Raw genomic sequence first — 21,602 nt, forward strand, 5'->3', positions numbered from 1 at the left:
CCCCGATCATTCGACCGCCGTACCGGCTATGGTCATGTTGGCGTCCTTGCCCTCGAATTTCGGCGTCACGCCCAAGAGGGGCGCAATCCGCTCGATGATCTTGCCGCCCGTCGGCACGGCATTCCAGCCAGATGTCCTAAAACCATATGTCTCTTTCAAGGCTTGCGGCTCATCCAGCAGCACGAACACCAGATAGCGTGGCTTTTCCATGGGAAAGCCGGCGATGAAATTGGTGACGTTCTTTCCCTTGCTGTAGCGGCCGTTCAACACCTTTTCCGCCGACCCGGTCTTGCCGCCAATCCGGTATCCCTCGACATTGGCCTTCTTGGCGCTGCCAATCAGCGCGTTCTGCCGCAGCAGCCAGCGCATCTTATCGGAGGTTTCCGGCTTGATCACTTGCGGCGCACTGTCCTCCATCAGGGTCGGGTCCTTCCTGAGGAATGTCGGCTGGACCAGCCTGCCGCCGTTCATGAAGGCCGCGACCGCCGACAGGAGCCGCAGGGGCGCCACCGACATCCCATGGCCGAAGGAAATGGTCGCCGTCGAGATCTTGCCCCAGCGGGTCGGCACCAGCGGCGAGGCGGATTCAGGGATCTCCGTCTGCAGCCGGTCGAAGAAACCGAGCTTGCGCAGGAATGCCTGATGGCGCTCGATTCCTTGGTCGAGCGCCATGCGTGCCGTGCCGATATTCGAGGAATAGGTGAACACCTCCGGCAGGCTCAGAACGCGGTTCTCGCCGCGGAAGTCGCCGATGCGCGAGCGGCCGATGACCAGCGAGCCGCGCGCATCCCAGCGCGACTGCATGCTGATGCCGTTGTCCAACGCCATGGCGAAGGTCACCGTCTTGAAGGTCGACCCCATCTCGTAGACTGCCGTGGTCAGGCGGTTCATGTGGTTCTTGTCCAGGGCCTCGCGCGGGTCGTTCGGGTTGAAGTCGGGCAGCGAAGCCATGGCGATGATCTCGCCGGTATTGACGTCCATCACCACGCCGGCCGCCGCCAGCGCCATGAACTTCTCCATGGCCTTCTGCAGCTCCTCCGTCATGGCATACTGGACGCGCAGATCGAGCGAGAGCGCCACCGGCCCCGTTTTGGCTTCCAGCGGATCGGCCAGCGCCGCCACCAGGATCTGGCCCTGGCCGTCCAGATAGCGCTCGATGCCCGCAATGCCGCGATTGTCGATGTCGACGAACCCGAGCACGTGGCTGGCGAGGCGCCCATTGGGATAGAGCCGCTGCCGTTCCCAGCGGAAGCCGACGCCGGGAATGCCGAGATTGTGGATGATCGCCTGCTCCTCCGGGCTGATCTGCCGGGCGAGCCACACGAAGGCCCGTTTGTGGTCGGACAGGCGGCGACGGACCTCGGCGGGATCGAGCCGCGGCAGGTTGGCGGTGAGCTGTTCCACCGCTTCGTCGATGTCGATGATCTTGCGCGGATCGGCGAACAGCGAGGCGACCTGAATATCCGTGGCGAGCAGCTCCCCATTGCGGTCGACGATCTCCGGTCGCGGAATCTTGTCGTCTGCCTGGCGCCCCACCTCCACAGGCCGTGGCATGCCGATCGTAAGCTGGCCCAAGCGCACCGCCACCGCCGAGAAGGCGATGAGAAAGAAGATGATCACGAGGCGCGCCCGCTTGTGCCCTCTGAGCTGTACGCCGAAGGCTGCTTCGGCCAGCTTGCGGGCGGCGAGCGCTTGAATGGTTTCGTGCGCGTTGGGGCTCGTACCCGTCATTCCAGTCCCTCGAGCAGATTGGCAATGGGATCACCGTCCTGATCCGGCTTGCGGAAGCGGTCGAACTCCGGAATAGCCCTTGTGATGTCCCGTGCGGGAATGATCTGTTCCGGCTTGAGGGGCGCCAGGGTGAGATGCTTGCGCGCCAGCTCCTCGATGCGCTGCGGCCGGGTCAAACTCGCCCATTCGGCCCGGAGCAGCCTGATCGCCTCATACTCGCCGGTCATCTGCCGCTTGAGCGCGGCAATCTCGTCTTCGGCGACCCGCGCCTGATACTCGAGCTGATAGAGCCAGAACGCCACGCCCATGAGGCAGGCCACCAATATGCCGTTGATGATCCTCAGCATGGCAATGGCTCCAGCGCGACGGCCGGCACGCCCATCTCCGCGAGGTCCACGGGCAAGGCGGGCGCCTGCGTGCGCCGGCCGGCCCGCAGCTTGGCGGAGCGGGCACGCGGATTCGCGGCAATCTCCGCCTCGCCAGCCGTGGTTGCGCCACGGCCGATGGCAGCGAAGCTCGGCTCGGCCCGCCCGGTTTCCGGCAGATGGCGCGATGCACGTGGGGTCTGCCCCGTCCGCGTCGCAAAGAAGCGCTTCACGATACGGTCTTCCAGCGAATGGAACGACACGACCGCCAGGCGGCCGCCGGGCTTGAGCAGCCGTTCGGCGGCGCCAAGCCCGCGCGCCAGCTCGCCGAGCTCGTCATTCACGAGAATGCGCAAGGCCTGGAAGGTGCGGGTTGCCGGATGGATCCGGTCTTGCGGGCGCCGGCCGCCCACGGCTCCCTCCACGATGTCCGCCAGCTGCAGCGTCCGCACGATCGGCGCCTCGGCACGCGCTTTGACGATGGCGCGGGCGATCGCACGCGATTTCCGCTCCTCACCCAGATAAAAAACGATGTCGGCCAGCTGCCGCTCGGAACATGCCGCGACCACGTCCGCGGCGGACGGGCCATCGCGCCCCATGCGCATGTCCAGCGGCCCGTCGGCCAGGAAGGAAAAGCCGCGCTCCGGCCGGTCAAGCTGCATGGATGACACCCCAACGTCGAGCGCGACACCGTCCATCTGGTCTGCCCCGGCGCTTTTCGCCAGCGCCTCCATCTCGCTGAACCGGCCAGGGACCAGCTTGAGCCTGTCCGGATACTGCGTAACGAGAGCCTCGCCTTCGCGGATCGCGTGTATGTCCCGATCTATGGCGAGCACCCGGGTGTCCGGCGCCGCATTCAGAATGGCGCGGCTGTACCCCCCCGCGCCGAAGGTGCCATCGAGGAAGATCTCCCCGGGCCCAGGGGCCAGGACAGCCAGCACCTCGGCCAGCAACACCGGCACATGACCGCCTGATTTCCCCGCGTTCGTGAAGGCAGACATGAAAGAACTCGACGACAGACCTCGGACCGCGACCCGGCTCAGGCAGATCCCAATCAGCAATTAACCGGCGGTTAGCACTCTGCGCCGAACAGGCTTAACAATCGGTTGCGACGGCGAGCTTGCGCGGGTTTCTGTTGCGGACGAGCCAGCCGGTGGGGCGACCGGATTCCCTGCCCCGCCAGCCGTCGCCGACCCGCCTTACTCGTCCACGTCCTTGCAGGTGCCGAAGCCGTTCAGCACCGTATGGTCGGAAGCGGCCGAAAAGGTCATCGTGTCGTCCTGCCGGTCGGCCAGGAGCATCCAGGTGACCGCGCCATCGGTTCCCTGCGCTGCAAGATCGTGGTCGGTCTGGCTGTAGAGCTGGATCGGCGTGATATGCGGCAGCCCGTCCTTGTTGACGCCGGCGAGAATGCGGCGCTCCGGATCCGCCAGCATCTTGGCCGGCAGGGGGATCTCGCCGAAGCTCTGCGAGTCCTGGCAGCCGTCCTTGCTGCAGACCGTCACCTTGTCGACGGTGCAGTGGAGCGCTTTCAGCGCGTCCATCATCTCCTGCGGCGGCTCTTGGCCGGTCGCCGCCGCCGGTTGGGTCGGCTGCGGTGCACTTGGCGTGGCGGTGGTTGTCGTCTGGGCGAGAGCCGGTGCGAGAAAAGCTGCCGAAAGCAGCCCGGCCGCCAAAATCACTCTGATCATGGATCATATCCCCCTGAAACCATCTCGAGCCACATTGCCCGCACATGGTCTATGGATGAAACTCAGAACCCGGACGCACCCGGGGCAAAGCACTGCTAGCGCGGATAGTAGTAGGGCGGCGGTGGCGCATAGACCGGCCCGCAAGGCGGATAGGGATAATAGCCGCAAGCGGGCCCGTAATAGACCTTCGGACGCTTGTAGTAATAAGGCCTCGAGGCCGAAGCCACGGCGCCGCCGATCACCGCGCCGGCCACCAGGCCGCCCACGAACGCGCCGGCCTTGTGAGCTTGCGCCGGCGCTGGCGCCAGGCTGCTCGCTATGATGGCCATCCCCAGGACGGCTGCCACTGTCGATTTTGGTAATCTCATCCGTTCCCTCCAAGCTCAAGTCACACGACCAGCAAAACCTGCCACAGAAAATGAGTCGATTGTGTAAATAGCAGTACAGGAACCTGGCATGATCTGCGATTGAGCCTCGCGGACGGGGTAAATTATTCCCTCCCAATCCCAGGATCGCCACCGCACGCCCTATTCAACCGCGAGGGTTGCGGGAATCCGGGGAAGGTCTTAAATCATCGGGAATTGCAAGCCCCGCCGCCTCCAGCGGCGTTGAGGAAAGGCCGAGGGATGCCGATCAAGATCCCCAATGATTTGCCCGCCCGCACGACCCTCGAGAACGAGGGCGTCATGGTGATGACCGAGGACGACGCCATCCGCCAGGATGTGCGTCCGCTGCGCATCGCGCTCTTGAACCTCATGCCCAACAAGGAGCGGACCGAGACGCAGTTTGCCCGGCTCGTGGGCGCCACGCCCCTGCAGGTCGAGCTGTCGCTGATGTCGCTTTCGAGCCACACGCCCAAGAACACGCCGACCGAGCACATGCTCACCTTCTACCGCCCGTGGGAGGCGCTCCGGGAAGAGAAGTTCGACGGCTTCATCATCACCGGCGCGCCGGTCGAGCTGCTTGATTTCGAGAGCGTCACCTATTGGCGCGAGCTCACCCGCATCTTCGAGTGGACGCAGACCAATGTGCACTCGATGTTCGCGATCTGCTGGGGTGCGCAGGCAGCCCTGTGGCATTTCCACCGCGTGCCCAAATACGAGCTCAAGGAGAAGGCATTCGGGGTATTCCGGCACAAGAACCTGAAGCCGTCCTCGCCCTATCTGCGCGGCTTCTCTGACGACTTCGCCGTGCCGGTCTCCCGCTGGACCGAGAACCGCCGCGAGGACCTGCCCAAAAATGCCGGTATCGAGGTGCTGATGGAGTCGGACGAGACGGGTCTCTGCCTGGTGCACGACGGGCCGCGCCGCGCGCTCTATATGTTCAACCACCTGGAATATGATAGCCGCAGCCTGGGCGATGAGTATTGGCGCGACCGCAACGCCGGCAAGCCGATCAACCTGCCGCGCAACTACTATCCCGGCGACGACCCGACCGCGGTGCCGGAAAACCGCTGGCGCAGCCACGCGCATCTGCTGTTCGGCAACTGGATCAACGAGGTCTACCAGACCACGCCCTTCAACGTCGAAGAAATCGGCCGGACAAACAGCGCCCCAGCTGGCGAACCCGTGCGGCGCGCCTCCTGAGGGCGCCCGCTCCTCCCACAGGAGCATGACTTATGCTGCGCCTGATGCTCCTGCGCCACGCCAAATCCAGCTGGGCGGATGCCGACCTTTCCGACAGCGAGCGTCCGCTGAATGGTCGCGGCCGCAAGGCGGCCCCGGCCATGGGCCTTTACATGGCCGACAAGGATCTCGTTCCCGAACTGATCCTCTGCTCGCCCGCGGTGCGTGCAAGGACGACCCTGGCCCTTGCAGCCCGGGCATTTCCCCGCGAGATCGAGACGCGCTTCATCGACGATCTCTATGACTTCGGGGACGGCGACGCGATAATCGATGTGGTCAAGGCGGTGATCGGCGCGCCCTCGCCTCTCCTGGTCGTCGGCCACAATCCCAGCTTGGCCGGCGCCGCCCTCAGCCTCGGGCGGCCCAACCTCAGCCCGGTCCGCAGCCGGGTGGCCGCGAAATATCCGACGGCCGCCCTCCTCGTGCTCGACTTCGCCATCGGCACCTGGGCCGCGCTCGCGCCCGGCACCGGCGAGATGGTGAGCTTCACGACCCCGCGGGATCTTGGGGTATAAGCCGTGGCACGTTCCACCCTGGGCAAGCTGACCGACCGAGGCCTCATCGCGCTGAGCGAGCTCGCCGATTACGCGAGTGCCTTTGGCAACCCTTCCCTGCGGTTGGGGGTAACCGGCCTCTCCCGCTCGGGCAAGACGGTGTTCATCACCGCGCTCGTGCACAATCTGCTGCATGGCGGCAGACTGCCTCTGTTCGATCCCCAAGCGGAACAGCGCATCATCCGCGCCTATCTGGAGCCGCAGCCCGACGATGCTGTGCCCCGCTTCGCCTATGAGGATCATGTAGAGGCTTTGATCGGCAAGGACCGCCACTGGCCGGAAAGCACCCGCCGCATGAGCCAGCTGCGGCTCACGGTCGAGTTCCTGCCGCGTGGTCAGCTTGCCCGCCGGCTCGGCCGCAACCGGCTGCACATCGATATCGTGGATTATCCCGGCGAATGGCTGCTCGACCTGCCCCTGCTCGATCTGAGCTACGAGGCTTGGTCGGCCGAGATGATCGCCGCAAGCCGCCGTCCCACCACCAGCGCCCACGCCGGCGAGTGGCATGCGCTGCTCACCGCGCGCGACCCGCAAAGCCCGGCCGATGAGCCCCTGGCCGTGAAGTCCGCCGACGCCTTCCGCCGCTTTCTCATCGCTTGTCGTGACGACCAGGTCGCCCTCTCCTTCCTGCCGCCCGGCCGGTTTCTCATGCCAGGCGATCTCGAGGGCTCGCCCCTGCTCACCTTCGCGCCTCTCGACGTGCCGTCGGAGGGAACCCCGCCCAAGGGCTCCTATTGGGCCATGATGGCGCGCCGCTATGACGCCTATGTGCGCCATGTCGTGCGGCCGTTCTTTCGCGAGCACTTCTCCCGTCTCGACCGGCAGATCGTGCTGATGGACGCGCTCGCCGCCCTCAATGCCGGGGCGGAGGCGGTGAGCGATCTCGGCCGGGCGCTCACCGATGTGCTCCTGGCGTTCCGTCACGGCCGCGCCAACCCGCTCGCCAGCATGTTCGGCCGCCGCATCGACCGCATCATGATCGCGGCCACCAAGGCGGACTATCTCCACCATACCAGCCACGATCGGCTGGAGGCGATCGCCAGCCGGCTGGTGCAGAAGGCCACCGAGCACGCCGCGTTCGCCGGCGCCGATGTCGAGGTGACCGCGCTTGCCGCGATACGCGCTACCCGCGAGGCGGAGATCCTGGAGGACGGCGAGCGGCTGCCCTGCATCGTCGGCGTGCCCCAGGCCGGCGAGCGGCTGGGCAACGAGTATTTCGACGGCGAGCGCGAGGCGGCGATCTTTCCCGGCGACCTGCCGGACAATCCCGATGACGCCTTGGCCGGTGCCGTCGAGGGCCAGGTCCGCTTCATCCGCTTTCGGCCGCCAATGATCGACGCGAGTCGTTGGGACCTCGGGCCCAGCTTTCCGCATATCCGGCTCGACCGCACGCTCAACTTCCTGCTGTCGGACTTCCTGGCATGAGCCGAGACGATACAGCGCCGCCGCGGCCGGTGCGGCAGCCCAGGGTGTTCACAGCACCGCCGCCGCCACCCCCGCCGCCTCCGCCTTCCGAACAGCCGGAGGTGCTGCGGCACCTCGCGGGACGGCGCAAAGGCATCCGTTGGGGCGCGCTGTTCCTGTCGTCCGTCGGCGGCCTGATCACCATGGCCATCGGCTATTCCGCCTACCGGTTTGTCGAAGACCTGTTCGCCCGCCAGGATTGGCTCGGCTGGCTGGCTTTTTCTCTCGCCGTGCTGGCGGGGGTCGCCGCGATCAGCATCATACTGCGCGAGATCTGGGGCCTTTCCCGCCTGGCCAAGATGGGCGAGATCCGCACCATTGCCGAGCGCGCCATCCGCCAGGACAGTGCGAGCGATGCCGCGAGCACCGTCGGCAGCCTGCGGAGCCTCTATTCCGGTCGGCGCGACATGGCCCAGGCCCTCACGAGCTTTGCTGAATATGACCGCGAGATCATGGACCCGCGCGACCGGGTGAAGCTCGCCGAACGCATGCTGATGTCCGAGCTCGACCGCGATGCGGCCGGCCTCATCGCCCGCTCGGCCCGGCGCATCTCGATCCTCACCGCGGTCACGCCCGCAGCCGTGCTCGACGTGCTGTTCGTGGGCGCCCAGAACCTGGTCATGCTGCGCGGGCTCGCCACCCTCTACGGCGCCCGGCCCCACCTCCTCGGCACCATCAAGCTCACCCGCATGGTGGTGACCCATTTGGCCGTCACGGGATCGATCGCCTTCTCCGACACGGTGCTGCAGCACATCATTGGCCGCGGCATTGCGGGGCGTATCTCGGCGAGGCTGGGTGAAGGCGCGGTCAACGGCATCATGACGGCCCGCATCGGCCTTGCCGCCATGGACGTGGTGCGGCCGCTCCCGTTCGAGACCCTGCGCCGGCCCAGCCTGTCCAGCATTGCCGGCCGCATCGGCGATGTCGCCGGCACCCCCGACGAGGACGGGCCGGAACAGTCCCAGGATGCGACGCCCCACGGCACCCAGCCCCAAGGCCCGGCCGCCGGCGCCCTTGTCGAGCGCGATGCTTCCAGGATACCTTGACCTCCATGTTCGTGAATTTCTTCACCAGCCTCAAGGCCGCCGGCGTGCCGGTCTCGCTTCGCGAATATCTGACGCTGATGGAAGCGTTGGATGCGGGCTGCACTGAATATCGCGTGGAGGATTTCTACTATCTCTCCCGCAGCACCCTGGTGAAGGACGAGCGCAACTTCGACCGCTTCGACAAGGTGTTTGGCCATGTCTTCAAGGGCATCGACTTCATCCCCGAGGATGCGATCGCCCATATTCCCGAGGAATGGCTGACCAAGCTCAACGAGAAATACCTCACCGACGAGGAGAAGGCGCTGATCGAAAGCCTCGGCGGCTGGGACAAGATCATGGAGGAGCTGAAGAAGCGGCTCGAGGAGCAGAAGGGCCGGCACCAGGGCGGCAGCAAATGGATCGGCACCGCCGGCACCTCTCCCTTCGGCGCCTATGGCTACAACCCGGAAGGGGTGCGCATCGGGCAGGATGGAAACCGCAATAACCGCGCCATCAAGGTATGGGACAAGCGCGAGTTCCGCGACCTCGACGACACGGTCGAGCTCGGCACCCGCAACATCAAGATCGCCCTGAGGCGCCTGCGCAAATTCGCCCGCACCGGGGCGGCGGAGGAGCTCAATCTCGACGGCACCATCCACGCGACGGCCCGCAAGGGCTATCTCGACCTGAATTTCGTGCCCGAGCGCCACAATGCGGTGAAGGTGCTGATCTTCTTCGACGTGGGCGGTTCCATGGACCCCCATGTCGCGCTCTGCGAGGAGCTGTTCTCGGCAGTGCGCACCGAGTTCAAGCATCTCGAATATTTCTACTTCCACAATTGCCTCTACGAGACCGTGTGGAAGGATAATCGCCGCCGCCATGTGGAGCGCATCGCCACCTGGGACGTGCTCAACACCTATCCCGCCGACTACAAGGTGATCTTCGTCGGCGATGCCTCCATGAGCCCCTATGAGGTCACCCATCCCGGCGGCTCGGTCGAGCACATGAACCCGGAAGCCGGCGCGGTGTGGCTGCAGCGGGTGCTCGACATCTACCCCAAGGCGGTCTGGCTCAATCCGACGAACGAGAACTACTGGGGCTATACGCCATCCATCAGCCTCATCCAGCGCCTGTTCGGCGAGCGTATGTACCCGCTGACCTTGGAAGGGCTGGACGAAGCCATGCGCGAGCTCTCGCGCTGACGGAACGCCTCAGCCGCTCTCGCCCAGCGACACGAGCCTCGCTAAACTGTCGTTCAAATCAGCCGATGGCGAGGGACAAAGAATGGCAACGACGCTCGTCCGCTCGAATGACCCGCTCCTACAACCGTACCAGCTCAAGCACCTCACCCTCAAAAACCGCATCATCTCCACCGCCCACGAACCCAATTACCACGATGGTAACGGCATGCCGGGCGAGCGCTACCGGCTTTATCACGTGGAGAAGGCCAAGGGCGGCATCGCCATGACCATGACCGCGGGCTCGGCCTCCGTCGCCCGCGACAGCCCGCCCGCCTTCGGCAACCTGCTCGCCTACAGGGACGAGATCGTGCCCCATCTGCGCCGGCTCGCCGATGATTGTCACGAGCATGGCTGCGCGGTGATGATCCAGCTCACCCATCTCGGCCGCCGCACCGGCTGGAACAAGGCGGACTGGCTGCCGGTGCTCGCCCCCTCCCCCGTGCGCGAGCCGGCGCACCGGGCCTTCCCCAAGACCATCGAGGACTGGGACATCGAACGGATCATCGCCGATTACGCCGGCGCCGCCCAGCGCATGCAGGCCGCTGGCCTGGATGGCATCGAGTTCGAGGCCTATGGCCATCTGCTCGACCAGTTCTGGTCGCCCGCCACCAACAAGCGCCATGACGATTATGGCGGCAGCATCGACAACCGCCTGCGTTTCACCTACCGGGTGCTGGATGCCGTGCGCGAGGCGGTCGGGCCCGATTTCATTGTCGGCTTGAGGCTGGTTGTCGACGAGGACTGGCGCCAAGGCCTCACCCGCGAGGAGGGGCTGGAGATTGCCCGCCGTCTGATCGGCACCGGCCAGATCGATTTCCTCAACGTGATCCGCGGCCATATCGACAGCGACCCCGCCCTGACCAAGGTCATCCCCGTACATGGCATGCGCGCGGCGCCCCATCTCGATTTTGCCGGCGAGGTGAAAGCAGCAACCAAGTTCCCAGTCTTCCATGCCGCCCGCATCAGCGACGTGGCCACGGCCAGGCACGCCGTGGCCTCGGGCAAGCTCGACCTGGTCGGAATGACTCGCGCCCATATCGCCGATCCGCACATCGTGCGGAAGATCGAGCAGGGCCGCGAGCACGAGATCCGTCCATGCGTCGGCGCGACCTACTGCCTGGACCGCATCTACGAGGCCGGCGAAGCGCTGTGCATTCACAATGCCGCCACGGGCCGCGAGGCCACCATGCCTCACGTCATTCCGCCAGCCGAAAAACGCGGGCTGAAGGCGGTGGTGGTGGGCGCAGGTCCTGCCGGCCTGGAGGCAGCGCGCGTGCTGGCCGAGCGCGGCCATGCCGTCACTCTGTTCGAGGCGGCCGACAAGCCGGGCGGGCAGATCCGGCTCATCGCCCAGCTGGCCCGCCGCAAGGAATTCATCGGCATCGTCGACTGGCGCATGGCTCGCCTGGAGGCGCTTGGGATCGCCATGCGCTTCAACCACTTGGCCGATACTGTCGATGTTCTGGCGCAAGACCCCGACCTCGTGATCGTCGCAACTGGCGGCTTGCCCCAGCACCCGCCGATCGAACAAGGCGGCGACCTGGCGGTGTCCACCTGGGACATCCTGTCAGGCGACGTGAAACCGGCCGAAGAGGTGCTGCTTTACGACGACAACGGCGCCCATCCCGGGCTCACCGCCGCCCAGTTCCTGGTCGAGCAGGGCGCATCCCTCGAGCTGGTGACGCCGGAGCGCATGTTCTTCCCCGATGTGGGCGGCATGAATCTCGTGCCTTATCTCGCCGCGCTGCAGCGGCACGGCGCGCGGCTGACCATTGGCACCACCGTCCGCGCGATCCGCCGCGAGGGCAACAAGCTCGCCGTGGCCCTCGCCAGCGACTATGCCGAGCAGGACATTGGCGAGCGGCTGGTCGACCAGGTGGTCGTGGAGCATGGAACCCTGCCCCTCGACGAGCTCTACTTCACCCTCAAGGACCGCTCCGTGAACCGCGGTGCGGTGGATTACGATGCGCTGATCTCCGGTCACCCGCAGGCGATCCGCAGCAATCCACAGGGATCCTTTCAGCTGTTCCGCATCGGCGATGCGGTCGCCTCCCGCAATATTCACGCCGCCATCTATGATGCGCTCAGGCTGTGCAAGGATCTATGAGTCCTTGCAGCGCGTGCGAATCTACGCCGCCCGTGGCGGAGAAGAGATGAGCCGCTCGGTAATCGGCTTGATCTCCTCGGGCCCGAAATTGCCGATCAGCGCGAGAATGGCGGCGAGATCCTCGCTCATGCGCCCTTTGCCGCGCCGCACCGCCGCCTCGACCAGTTCGTGGGCGAAGGCGTTGCCGTCCCCATCGCCGCTGATGCCGCATTCCAGTGCCAGCTGCAGCAGCTCGCGGCAAGGATCGGGCAGCTGCGCCTGCTCGCATATGATTGCAAGCCCGGCGGCATTGCCCGTGGCCAGCACATTGGCCACGTGCCGGCGCGGCATGCCGGCCAGCTGGGTGAGTGCTTCGATGACAAAATCAATCTCGCCATGGCAGATCGCGCGGCACACCAGCGACCCCGTCAACAGCCGGTTGGCAGAGAGATAGCGCACCATCGCCTCCAGATCGGCCGCATCGAGCCCATGGGCGATCTGCAGGAAGGTGTGGTCTTCCGCTTCCGACACGAGCTCGTCCAAACGGCTGTCGTCGACCCAGCCCTGCCGCGCCAGCACCACCTTGACCCGGTCGTTGTTGATCTGAGCGAGCTTAATGCGGATCTCCACCGGCAGGTCCTGACGCCGCCGCATCGCTTCGCACACGGAGGTCACCGAGGCAAAGCGCGCCATGATCGTGCGGTAGCCCTCCACCGGAATAGTGACCTTGTCGTTCTTCAGAAGCTCCCGGCAGACCTTGGCCGAGCCGAACTTGATAAGCACGGCAAGCGCATGGCGCGGCAAGTTCTGGCGGCGCGCAATCGCGCACAGGCGCGCGTCATCGCCAATCCGGGCGACGGCCACCAGCGTGCCGTCGCTCAGTCCCGGGCAGGACGACAGGAAAGGCAGTGCGATCTCGTCCTCGTCCGCTGCAATCGCAAAAGCGATATCCGGAGGCACGCTGGGCGCAAGTTCCAGCTCCTGGGCAATGGCGCGGCGAACCGTAATGGCTTCGTCATTGGCGAGCTTCAGCACAATGGGCAGCACGGCATCGCGTTCCGCCTTGGTGTTGGCGTGATTGCAGACGAAGGCCGCAAGCTCGGTCGCAAGCTTCATCCGCTGATAGGGCGATGGATCTTCCGCCACGCGTGTCAAGAAATCGAGGTCCAAACCGATGGCACTCTTTTTCGACATGCGCATCCCCCAGGAGAAATCCTGATTTCGGTAAGTTCATCCGCACTGGGAGAAGATGATTGCAAGCAAGTGTTAAGGAACCGTTTACCTTAACGAAAAGTGCTCATCGCATGGGGCATCGGCCGCGACGCGTGCCCCGGGTCATGCGCCCTCCTGAGTTTGAGCCGCCATGCTGCCGCGCGTGAGCGGCTCACCCCGCGGGTTGACGAGGACGAATTCGCTCTTGGGCGGCGGCGCGGCGCGGCGCGACATGCGATAGAGGGCAAAGGCGCCGATGCCCGCGTAGACCGCCGCCAGATACCCTGGAAAGGCTTGCGGCCCGAACGTGCCCATCACCTGGCCCGCCACCAGCGGTCCTGTAATGGCCCCCACCCCATAGACCAGCACCAGCTTGCCGCTTGCCCCGAGGATCTGATCGGGATCGAGATTGTCGTTGGCGTGAGACAAGGCCACCGAGTAGAGAGGCAGGGCCAGCGCTCCGAACAGGCAAAAGATCACGATCAGCAGGTCGGCGCCGACACGCGCCGCGGGAAAGCAGGCGATGGCGAGCGCAGCCGCGGCGAAGGCCAGCACCGTGAGCACCGTCCGCCGATCCCTGCGGTCGGAAATATAGCCGATGGGAAACTGGGAGAGGATCACGGCCAGCGGCGGCAGCGCCATCAGAATGGAGACCTGCGCCACGGTGAGGCCCGACAGCGTCCCATAAACCGCGCCCATGCTGAAGAAAGCTCCCTGGCCGAGCCCGTTGGCGAAGGCGCAGACCACTCCGAGCGGCGACCGGCGATAGAGCTCGGCAATGCCGACGCCGCGCGGGCGCAGAATGTCGGGCGCGGAGATTCGCACCAGGGTCATCGGCACCATGGCGATCGAGACGAGCGCCGAGACCACCACGAACAGCACGAAACCGCTGGGGCTCGCGATATTCAGCAGAAACTGGCCAAGCCCGATGCAGGAATAGCTCACGATCATATAGACCGAAAGGATCTGGCCGCGGTTCCGGTTGTTGGAAACCGCGTTGAGCCAGCTCTCCGCCACGATGAACAGGCCGGACACACAAAAGCCGACCGCGGCCCGCGTAATGAACCATGAAAGCGGCTCCACCAGCACCGGGAACATGAGCACGGCCGTCGAGGAGATGGACGCAAAGGCCGCAAAGACCCTGATGTGCCCCACATAGGAAATCAGCCGTGGGGTGAAGAAAGAGCCGATCAGCAGCCCCACGGAATAAGCGGACATCACCACGCCCGTCACCGCCGGGCCGAAATGCTCGATCGAAGCCCTCACGCCGAGCAGCGTGCCCTGCAAGCCATTGCCGAGCGAGAGCAGCGCCACCCCGAGAAGGAGCGCCCAAACGGAGCGTACACCGTCCAGAAACATTGGGTCTTCCCGGGTGAAACCTATCCGCTGCTGCGGCCAAGCTATCGAATTGCGCAGATGCCCCCGAACTGCTTCGATACCACCGACGCTTCCCCTGTCGGAAGCGGCTGCCGGCTGCGACAGCTGCCTCTAAGCCGCGACATCGCGGCGCACGATACCGACCTGACGGAGCTTGAAGTCAAGAATATCGGCGTCGAATGGCTGCAGCAGGCACTCGGCCGCGCCCTCCCAGATCGCCTGACCGATCGAAGATGCGCTCGCTTCACGTGCACAAACCAGCACGGCCGGGGACCTGCCGCGGCGAATGCGCTGCAGGCGCTGAAGGAACTCCACGCTGTTCATGGAGCCGAGCGCGTCGGGAAGCATGATGAGATCGGGCATGCGCTGCAGACAAGCCAGAAGCGCCTGCTCCGGCGTTTCCGCATAATCCAGCGAAAAACCATACGTGCTCAGCATCGAGGCCAGTTCGTGCCGAGTGCTCGCCGTGCCTGCGATGATCAAGCAATGGGTCATTCACCTGCTCCCCGAGCGTTCAAGACGCTAACATCAGCACCTCAACGCCCGGGACGAGTCCTAGGGATTGCCTCTTTAATGAAAGGTTAACGGCATATCCACAGGAGACGACGCGATATTTTTTCTTTAAATTCAAAACGATAGTGGCGTGGTTAAAAATCTGTGCAAAACACGAATGTGGAAAAGTCGCGGCAAGGTGCTCATACTCGCCCTCGACTCAACGCCAAGGAAGCGACGACTCACGCGCATCTGCGCGCCTGCAAGAGGACGGGAATGGGTGGACTATATTTCGAGCAGTTTGAGATCGGCCAGGTCTTCAATCATCTGTTGCGGCGCACGGTTACCGAGAGCGACAACATGTTGTTCTCGAACATGACGCTCAACCCACAGCCGCTGCACATCGATCGGCACTTCTGCGAGACGCAGACCGAGTGGGGCCAACCCCTGGTCAACAGCCTCTTCACCCTGGGTCTCATGATCGGCATTTCCGTCAATGACACCACCATCGGCACCACCATCGCCAATCTGGGCATGACCGACGTGCGCTTCCCTCACCCGCTGTTCCACGGCGACACTGTTCATGTGCAGAGCGAGGTGATCGCCAAGCGGGAAAGTAAGTCGCGCCCCGATGCTGGCATAATCGAATTCGAGCATCGCGCCTATAACCAGAATGACGTGCTGGTCGCCACCTGTCGGCGACAGGCCTTCATGCGGAAGGCGCCGCGCCCGGAGGCTTGACCCATGCGCTCATTGCTGTTCGTGCCGGCCGATAGCACCCGCAAGATCGAGAAGGCATTGGCCTGCGGGGCCGATGTGATCATCTTCGACCTCGAGGACTCTGTTGCTGCGGCCGCAAAGCCAGCGGCGCGCGAGCTCCTCCGCGAGACGCTCCAGGGCCTCGCCGACCGCTCCCAGGCGGAGATGCCCCGACTTTACGTCAGGGTGAACGCGCTCGATACCGGCCTCACCGCGGCCGACCTCGAATGCCTCCGCGGCCTGCGGGTGGACGGCATCATGCTGCCCAAAGCCGAGGGTGCCGGCTGCGTGCGCCGCCTCTCGGCCATGATCGGCGGCGTCGAGCCCTCCGACCACCGCGGGGCGACCCGGATCATCGTGGTCGCGACCGAGACGGCGAAAGCCATCTTCGGCCTGCCATCCTATGCCAGCGCCGGCCCGCGGCTTGCGGCGCTGACCTGGGGCGCTGAGGATCTGCGCGCCGACATCGGCGCCCGCGACAACCGCAGCCCCGATGGGCGGCATACCGAGCCATTTCGCCTCGCTCGGTCCTTGTGCCTGTTTGCCGCCGTTGCCGCCGGGGTGGAGCCCATCGATACGGTATTTCCCAACTTCCGCGACGAAGCCGGCTTCAAGCAGGAATGCGATGAAGCCCTGCGCGACGGCTTCACCGGAAAGATGGCCATCCACCCCGACCAGGTGCCGATCATCAACGAGATGTTCTCGCCCTCGCCCCAAGCGGTGGCCCGCGCCCAAGCCATTGTGGATGCCTTTGCCGCGGCCGGCGATGCCGGCGTGATCGGGCTCAACGGCGAGATGCTGGACCGGCCGCACTTGCTGCATGCACAGCGCCTGCTGGCCCGCGCCGGGCGCTGATCTCCACGGCGAACTGCGCGGTTGCTCGGGATATCGGATTCACTTTCTCAACACGGCGACTCTGTTTCTGAAAGTCCCGTGCCAAGGCCTTGCAACGACTCGCATTCCAAGCGTTTTCGAACCAAATGCTCAAGAGCGACAGCGTTTTAGAGTATTTTCGAGCGAAGTGGGTACCGGTTCGCGTGAAGAAAACGCGACCAGGCAAAACCTGGAATGCTTCCGCGATTCGAAGAAGAGCGGAAGCGCTCTAGAGGTCGCGCACCTCGAGCACCCCGGGTATGGCTTTGATCGCCGCCTTGATCTGGGGCGTCACCGTGAACCGGTTGCCGAGCGCGATCTCGATTTCGCGCGAGGCATCCACCAGCACCCTGAGACGGACCGGCGCCCGCCCGCCATTGGTCAATCGCGCTGCCAGGCTATCGACCGAAACGGTCTCCCGGACGGCGATCTCGAGCCCTAGGCTCATATTCGCCGCCGCCTTGTCCAGCGGCTCGACTGCGAGCAGCCGCAGCCTCAAGTCGTCCCCGTCGGACTCCGCCTCCACCCGCAGCAGCACCGCGCTTCCCGGCTCCAACAAATCGCGCATCTGGCTGAGCTGGTCCGAAAACACCACCGCCTCGAACTGGCCGGTCGGGTCCGAAAAGCCGACGAAGGCGAACCGGTTGCCGCTCTTCGAGCGCCGCTCCTGCCGATAGGTGACGGTGCCCGCCAGCCGACCCGCAGGCGCGCCCTTCGTCTTCACCTTCTCCGCGAACGAGACCCACGTCTCCACGCCGATCTTCGCCAGGGGCGCCATGTAGTCGTCCAGCGGATGACCTGAGAGATAAAAGCCGACCGCGTCGAATTCCTGGGAAAGCTGCTCCATCGGCAGCCACGGCTCGACCTGCGGCAGCGGCACGTCGATCGCATCGGCCCCGCCGCCGGCAAACAGGTCATTCTGGCCGGAAGCCGCATCCTCCGCGGTGCGCTCCGCCATGGACATGATCGCATCGAGCCCCGCCAGGAGCTGCGCGCGGTTCGGATTGAACACGCTGAGCGCGCCGGCGCGGACCATGCTCTCCAGTGCCCGCCGGGTCACCACCCGCGGGTCGATGCGCTGCACGAAATCGGCAAGGCTGGTGAACGGCCCGCCCTCGCTTCTCAGCCGCACGATATGCTCGACCACCCCGCGGCCGACATTCTTGAGCGCCGCGAGGGAATAGCGGATGCGGCCGTCCTTCACCACGAAGTCCACGTCCGATTCATTGATGTCGGGCGGATCGATCTTGACCTTCAGCCGCTGCGCCTCCCGGCGGAACAGGTCGAGCTTGTCGGTGTTGCCCACGTCCAGGCTCATGGACGCCGCGAGGAACTCGACGGGATAATTCGCCTTGAGGTAGGCGGTCTGATAGGCGATCAGCCCGTAGCAGGCGGAATGGGACTTGTTGAAGCCATAGCCCGCAAACTTGGCCACCAGCTCGAAGATGAACTCGGCCTGCGCCTTGTCCACGCCCTTGGCGACCGCGCCTTCGACGAAGCGGGCCTTCTGCTGGTCCATCTCCGCCTTGATCTTCTTGCCCATGGCGCGGCGCAGGAGGTCGGCCTCGCCCAGGGAATAGCCGGAGAGCACCTGGGCGATCTGCATCACCTGTTCTTGGTAGATGATGACGCCGTAAGTGTCCGCGGTGATCGGCGTCACGGTCTCGTGCAGGAATTCCGGCGCCTCCTCGCCGTGCTTGGCGGCGAGATACTTCGGAATGTTGTCCATCGGCCCCGGCCGATAGAGCGCCACCAGCGCGATGATGTCTTCGAGCACGCTCGGCTGCGCCTTGCGCAGCAGGTCCTTGAAACCCGAGCTTTCCAGCTGGAACACGCCGACCGTATCGCCCTGGCTCAGCATGCGGTACGTATTGGTGTCGTCGAAGGGGATGCGGTCGAGGTCGAAATCGGGCGCGCGGCGCTGGATGAGCGCGCATGCCTTCTGCAGCACGGTCAGCGTCTTGAGGCCGAGGAAGTCGAACTTCACCAGGCCCGCCTGCTCCACCCATTTCATGTTGAACTGGGTCACGAGCATGTCGGAGCGGGGATCGCGGTAAAGCGGCACCAGCTCTTGTAAGGGCCGGTCGCCGATCACCACGCCCGCCGCATGGGTCGAGGCATGCCGATAGAGGCCTTCGAGCTTCTGACCGATCTCCAGCATGGCGCGCACGGTCTCGTCCTTGTCGCGCTCCTCCTGCAGGCGCGGCTCGCCGTCGATCGCATCCTTAAGGCTGATCGGATTGGCCGGGTTGTTGGGGATCAGCTTGCACAGCCGGTCGACCTGCCCATAGGGCATCTGCAGCACGCGGCCCACGTCGCGGCACACGGCGCGCGCCTGCAGCTTGCCGAAGGTGATGATCTGCGCGACCTGATCGCGACCGTATTTCTGCTGCACATAGGCGATCACCTCATCCCGCCGCTCCTGGCAGAAGTCGATGTCGAAATCCGGCATCGACACGCGTTCCGGGTTGAGGAAGCGCTCGAACAGCAGGTTGAAGCGCAGCGGGTCCAGGTCCGTGATGGTGAGCGCCCAGGCCACGAGCGAGCCCGCGCCCGAGCCGCGGCCCGGTCCGACCGGAATGCCGCGCGATTTCGCCCACTTGATGAAGTCGGCAACGATCAGGAAGTAGCCCGGGAATTGCATCCCCACGATCACGTCGAGCTCGAACTCCAGGCGTTCCCAGTATTCCTGCTCGGTGTGCCCCTCCGCGAGCCCATGGCGCGCGAGCCGGTTTCGCAGGCCTGCCCGCGCCTGGACCCGCAGCTCCTCCGCCTCGTCTCTCACCTCGCCGCTGTCCGTGGAATAACGCGGCAGGATCGGCGCACGCCCTTTCGGCATGAAGGCGCAGCGGCGGGCAATCTCCACGGTGCTGGCGATCGCCTCAGGGATATCGGCAAACAGGGCGGCCATTTCCGCGGGCGACTTGAAATAATGCTCCGGGGTGAGGCGGCGGCGGTCCTCGGTCACGAGCACCGTGCCCTCGGCGATGCAGATCAGCGCGTCATGAGCCGCCGCATCGTCCGGCGTGGCGAAGAACGGCTCGTTGGTCGCCACCACCGGAAGGTCCAGATCATAGGCAAGCCCGACGAGGTCCGGCTCGGCGATCCGCTCCTCGTCCATCCCGTGCCGCTGCAGCTCCACATAGAGCCGATCGCCGAACATCGCGACGAGCTGGTCGAGCCGCTGCTGCGCGAGCTCCCCATTGCCCGCCACCAAGGCTTCGTTCACCGGCCCGCGCGGCCCGCCGGTGAGGCAGATCAGCCCTTCCGCGTGATCGGCCAGCAGCGCGAGCTTCACGTGCGCGCTATGGGCGTCCGCCGTATCGAGGAAGGCGCGGCTCGACAGCACCATGAGGTTGCGATATCCCTCGGCGCTCTTGGCCAGGAGCGCCAGGATGGGCAGCGGCTTGGCCATGCCGTTGCCGCGCGGTCCGCGGTCGGACGCGTCCTCGAAGTCGACATTCAGGCTGATGCCGACGATGGGCTGGATGCCGGCGCCCGCCATGGCGCTTGCAAATTCCAGCGCGCCGAACAGGTTGTTGCTATCGGTCAGCGCCAGTGCGGGCATCCGCATGCTCTTGCACAGACCGGCGAGCCGTTTGACCGGCAACGCCCCTTCGAGCAGCGAATAGGCGGAATGCGCACGCAGATGGACGAAGGGAACGGCGGCAGGCTCGGCAGTCATGGGCCGCATATTAACCAGAGCGCCCCGAGAGACGAATTTGTTTTTGCCATTTTCCCAGGCCATATTGCATGGTGATTAGAGGGCCCTTGTCACGGCTGCCCTTCCCGCCAAAAAGCGATTTTACAAGGATGCTTGTGCACCACACGCCGCTCATCACGACGCTCGTGGGGAGCCTTGTCTTGGCTTTCCTGCTTGGCGCCCTTGCCAACAGGCTCAGGGTGTCGCCGCTGGTCGGCTATCTCATCGCCGGCATCATGTCGGGCCCGTTCACGCCCGGCTTCGTGGCGGACCTGCAGATGGCGACCGAGCTGGCGGAAATCGGTGTCATCCTGCTGATGTTCGGTGTCGGCCTCCATTTCTCCTTCAAGGACCTGATGTCGGTGCGCGCCATTGCGGTCCCGGGTGCCCTCGCCCAGATCGCCATCGCAACCCTCCTGGGCATTGGCCTTGGCAGTCTCATGGGCTGGAAGTTGGGCGCCGGTCTCGTGTTCGGGCTGGCCTTGTCGGTCGCCTCGACGGTGGTGCTGCTGCGCGCGCTGCAGGAGCGCCGATTGATCGAAACCGAACGCGGCCGAATCGCCGTCGGCTGGCTGATCGTCGAAGATCTGGCCATGGTGCTCACCCTCGTGCTGCTGCCCGCCATAGCCGGCCTGTTGATCAGCCTGGAAGGAGGCGAGACCGGCGCGCGCGCCCCGCTGCGCTCCCGCGACATTCTCGAGACCGTCGCGATCACCTTGGGCAAAGTGGCGGCTTTCGTGGCGCTCATGTTGATTGTCGGCCGGCGCGCCGTGCCCTGGCTGCTGCACCGCATCGCGCATATGGGCTCGCGCGAGCTCTTCCGGCTGGCGGTGCTCGCCATCTCGCTCGGCGTCGCCTATGGCGCGACCACCCTGTTCGGTGTGTCCTTCGCCCTGGGCGCCTTCTTTGCCGGCATGGTGCTGAGCGAGTCGGAGCTCTCCCATAGGGCGGCGGAAGAGACGCTGCCCTTGCGCGATGCCTTCGCGGTGCTGTTCTTCGTATCGGTCGGCATGCTGTTCGACCCGATGATCATCATCCGCGACCCGCTGCCGGTCATCGCGACCTTCCTCATCATCGTGCTCGGCAAGTCGATCGGCGCCTTCGCTATCATGCGCGTCTTCAACTATCCGGTGCCGACCGCGCTGATGATCTCGGCCAGCCTCGCCCAGATCGGGGAATTCTCGTTCATTCTGGCGGCCTTGGGCGTCAACTTGAACCTCTTGCCCGAAGAAGGGCGCGATCTGATCCTGGCCGGCGCCATCCTCTCCATCCTGGCCAATCCGCTGTTCTTCGCCGCGATCGACCGCTGGGGGCCACGCCTCGAAGCGCGCCTGGAGGCACGCCGCGGCCGGCGCATGGCCGCGCCGGAGACGAGCGCGCCGGCCGCGACGGCAGGGCCCGCGC

At 65.2% G+C, this 21,602-nt stretch carries 18 protein-coding genes; 9 read left to right on the forward strand and 9 right to left on the reverse strand.

Annotated features, from left to right (window positions below):
* Positions 1 to 6: 6 nt before the first annotated feature.
* The 5 genes from E4P09_RS16975 to E4P09_RS16995 form a co-directional block, all read right to left on the reverse strand.
* The gene (locus E4P09_RS16975) at positions 7 to 1,731 is read right to left on the reverse strand and encodes a peptidoglycan D,D-transpeptidase FtsI family protein (RefSeq protein ID WP_137390774.1); all 1,725 of its coding nucleotides are present in this window, start codon (positions 1,729 to 1,731) and stop codon (positions 7 to 9) included.
* Positions 1,728 to 2,078 (reverse strand): cell division protein FtsL, encoded by a 351-nt coding sequence (gene ftsL, locus E4P09_RS16980; RefSeq protein ID WP_137390775.1) that lies wholly within the window; start codon positions 2,076 to 2,078, stop codon positions 1,728 to 1,730. Before ftsL ends, E4P09_RS16975 begins: the two co-directional genes overlap by 4 nt.
* Positions 2,072 to 3,097, reverse strand: coding sequence for a 16S rRNA (cytosine(1402)-N(4))-methyltransferase RsmH (rsmH, locus tag E4P09_RS16985; RefSeq protein WP_137390776.1), 1,026 nt, complete (start codon positions 3,095 to 3,097; stop codon positions 2,072 to 2,074). The genes ftsL and rsmH overlap by 7 nt, the downstream gene beginning before the upstream one ends.
* Before the next feature lie 198 nt (positions 3,098 to 3,295).
* The gene (locus E4P09_RS16990; protein WP_137390777.1) at positions 3,296 to 3,787 is read right to left on the reverse strand and encodes a hypothetical protein; all 492 of its coding nucleotides are present in this window, start codon (positions 3,785 to 3,787) and stop codon (positions 3,296 to 3,298) included.
* A 95-nt stretch (positions 3,788 to 3,882) separates the two neighbouring features.
* On the reverse strand, positions 3,883 to 4,155 hold the full coding sequence (locus E4P09_RS16995; RefSeq protein ID WP_137390778.1) for a hypothetical protein: 273 nt from the start codon (positions 4,153 to 4,155) through the stop codon (positions 3,883 to 3,885).
* A 258-nt stretch (positions 4,156 to 4,413) separates the two neighbouring features.
* On the opposite strand from E4P09_RS16995, the gene metA reads away from it, so the two are divergent.
* From metA to E4P09_RS17025, 6 genes are all read left to right on the forward strand, one after another.
* Complete coding sequence (gene metA / locus E4P09_RS17000; protein WP_137390779.1) at positions 4,414 to 5,373, forward strand: homoserine O-acetyltransferase MetA; 960 nt, start codon at positions 4,414 to 4,416, stop codon at positions 5,371 to 5,373.
* Between the two features lie 32 nt (positions 5,374 to 5,405).
* A complete protein-coding gene (locus E4P09_RS17005) occupies positions 5,406 to 5,927 on the forward strand; it encodes a SixA phosphatase family protein (protein WP_137390780.1) in 522 nt (173 codons plus the stop codon).
* 3 nt (positions 5,928 to 5,930) lie between these two features.
* A complete protein-coding gene (locus tag E4P09_RS17010; protein WP_239025242.1) occupies positions 5,931 to 7,391 on the forward strand; it encodes a YcjX family GTP-binding protein in 1,461 nt (486 codons plus the stop codon).
* Positions 7,388 to 8,476 (forward strand): YcjF family protein, encoded by a 1,089-nt coding sequence (locus E4P09_RS17015; protein ID WP_137390781.1) that lies wholly within the window; start codon positions 7,388 to 7,390, stop codon positions 8,474 to 8,476. The genes E4P09_RS17010 and E4P09_RS17015 overlap by 4 nt, the downstream gene beginning before the upstream one ends.
* A 5-nt stretch (positions 8,477 to 8,481) precedes the next feature.
* Positions 8,482 to 9,657 (forward strand): vWA domain-containing protein, encoded by a 1,176-nt coding sequence (locus E4P09_RS17020; protein WP_137390782.1) that lies wholly within the window; start codon positions 8,482 to 8,484, stop codon positions 9,655 to 9,657.
* Positions 9,658 to 9,739: 82 nt separating this feature from the next.
* Positions 9,740 to 11,803, forward strand: coding sequence for an NADH:flavin oxidoreductase (locus E4P09_RS17025; RefSeq protein ID WP_137390783.1), 2,064 nt, complete (start codon positions 9,740 to 9,742; stop codon positions 11,801 to 11,803).
* Positions 11,804 to 11,824: 21 nt separating this feature from the next.
* Here the strand turns inward: E4P09_RS17025 and E4P09_RS17030 are convergent, their stop codons facing one another.
* From E4P09_RS17030 to E4P09_RS17040, 3 genes are all read right to left on the reverse strand, one after another.
* On the reverse strand, positions 11,825 to 12,976 hold the full coding sequence (locus E4P09_RS17030; protein ID WP_170984476.1) for a DUF2336 domain-containing protein: 1,152 nt from the start codon (positions 12,974 to 12,976) through the stop codon (positions 11,825 to 11,827).
* A gap of 141 nt (positions 12,977 to 13,117) precedes the next feature.
* Complete coding sequence (locus E4P09_RS17035) at positions 13,118 to 14,353, reverse strand: MFS transporter (RefSeq protein ID WP_137390785.1); 1,236 nt, start codon at positions 14,351 to 14,353, stop codon at positions 13,118 to 13,120.
* 129 nt (positions 14,354 to 14,482) lie between these two features.
* Positions 14,483 to 14,854: a response regulator gene (locus E4P09_RS17040; RefSeq protein ID WP_170984477.1), complete on the reverse strand. Its 372-nt coding sequence runs from the start codon at positions 14,852 to 14,854 to the stop codon at positions 14,483 to 14,485.
* A 285-nt stretch (positions 14,855 to 15,139) separates the two neighbouring features.
* On the opposite strand from E4P09_RS17040, the gene E4P09_RS17045 reads away from it, so the two are divergent.
* Together E4P09_RS17045 and E4P09_RS17050 are read left to right on the forward strand one after the other, a co-directional pair.
* Positions 15,140 to 15,604 (forward strand): MaoC family dehydratase, encoded by a 465-nt coding sequence (locus tag E4P09_RS17045; RefSeq protein WP_137390787.1) that lies wholly within the window; start codon positions 15,140 to 15,142, stop codon positions 15,602 to 15,604.
* Positions 15,605 to 15,607: 3 nt separating this feature from the next.
* Positions 15,608 to 16,477 carry an HpcH/HpaI aldolase/citrate lyase family protein gene (locus tag E4P09_RS17050; RefSeq protein WP_137390788.1) on the forward strand — a complete coding sequence of 290 codons (870 nt, stop codon included), beginning with the start codon at positions 15,608 to 15,610 and terminating at the stop codon, positions 16,475 to 16,477.
* A 247-nt stretch (positions 16,478 to 16,724) separates the two neighbouring features.
* Here the strand turns inward: E4P09_RS17050 and dnaE are convergent, their stop codons facing one another.
* Complete coding sequence (gene dnaE / locus E4P09_RS17055; RefSeq protein WP_137390789.1) at positions 16,725 to 20,180, reverse strand: DNA polymerase III subunit alpha; 3,456 nt, start codon at positions 20,178 to 20,180, stop codon at positions 16,725 to 16,727.
* A 128-nt stretch (positions 20,181 to 20,308) separates the two neighbouring features.
* On the opposite strand from dnaE, the gene E4P09_RS17060 reads away from it, so the two are divergent.
* The coding region (locus E4P09_RS17060; protein ID WP_137390790.1) for a monovalent cation:proton antiporter-2 (CPA2) family protein at positions 20,309 to 21,602 on the forward strand (1,294 nt) is incomplete at its 3' end.

It is taken from the genome of Rhodoligotrophos defluvii, from assembly GCF_005281615.1.
GTDB lineage: Bacteria > Pseudomonadota > Alphaproteobacteria > Rhizobiales > Im1 > Rhodoligotrophos > Rhodoligotrophos defluvii.

Bases quoted from the DNA above. Each gene is read 5' to 3' on its own strand.
- E4P09_RS17005 (WP_137390780.1), top strand. From the start codon at position 5,406: ATGCTGCGCCTGATGCTCCTGCGCCACGCCAAATCCAGCTGGGCGGAT.
- dnaE (WP_137390789.1), bottom strand. From the start codon at position 20,180: ATGACTGCCGAGCCTGCCGCCGTTCCCTTCGTCCATCTGCGTGCGCAT.
- rsmH (WP_137390776.1), bottom strand. From the start codon at position 3,097: ATGTCTGCCTTCACGAACGCGGGGAAATCAGGCGGTCATGTGCCGGTG.
- E4P09_RS17015 (WP_137390781.1), top strand. From the start codon at position 7,388: ATGAGCCGAGACGATACAGCGCCGCCGCGGCCGGTGCGGCAGCCCAGG.
- E4P09_RS16990 (WP_137390777.1), bottom strand. From the start codon at position 3,787: ATGATCAGAGTGATTTTGGCGGCCGGGCTGCTTTCGGCAGCTTTTCTC.
- E4P09_RS17050 (WP_137390788.1), top strand. From the start codon at position 15,608: ATGCGCTCATTGCTGTTCGTGCCGGCCGATAGCACCCGCAAGATCGAG.
- E4P09_RS16975 (WP_137390774.1), bottom strand. From the start codon at position 1,731: ATGACGGGTACGAGCCCCAACGCGCACGAAACCATTCAAGCGCTCGCC.
- E4P09_RS17045 (WP_137390787.1), top strand. From the start codon at position 15,140: ATGGGTGGACTATATTTCGAGCAGTTTGAGATCGGCCAGGTCTTCAAT.
- E4P09_RS17025 (WP_137390783.1), top strand. From the start codon at position 9,740: ATGGCAACGACGCTCGTCCGCTCGAATGACCCGCTCCTACAACCGTAC.
- metA (WP_137390779.1), top strand. From the start codon at position 4,414: ATGCCGATCAAGATCCCCAATGATTTGCCCGCCCGCACGACCCTCGAG.
- ftsL (WP_137390775.1), bottom strand. From the start codon at position 2,078: ATGCTGAGGATCATCAACGGCATATTGGTGGCCTGCCTCATGGGCGTG.
- E4P09_RS17030 (WP_170984476.1), bottom strand. From the start codon at position 12,976: ATGTCGAAAAAGAGTGCCATCGGTTTGGACCTCGATTTCTTGACACGC.
- E4P09_RS16995 (WP_137390778.1), bottom strand. From the start codon at position 4,155: ATGAGATTACCAAAATCGACAGTGGCAGCCGTCCTGGGGATGGCCATC.
- E4P09_RS17020 (WP_137390782.1), top strand. From the start codon at position 8,482: ATGTTCGTGAATTTCTTCACCAGCCTCAAGGCCGCCGGCGTGCCGGTC.
- E4P09_RS17035 (WP_137390785.1), bottom strand. From the start codon at position 14,353: ATGTTTCTGGACGGTGTACGCTCCGTTTGGGCGCTCCTTCTCGGGGTG.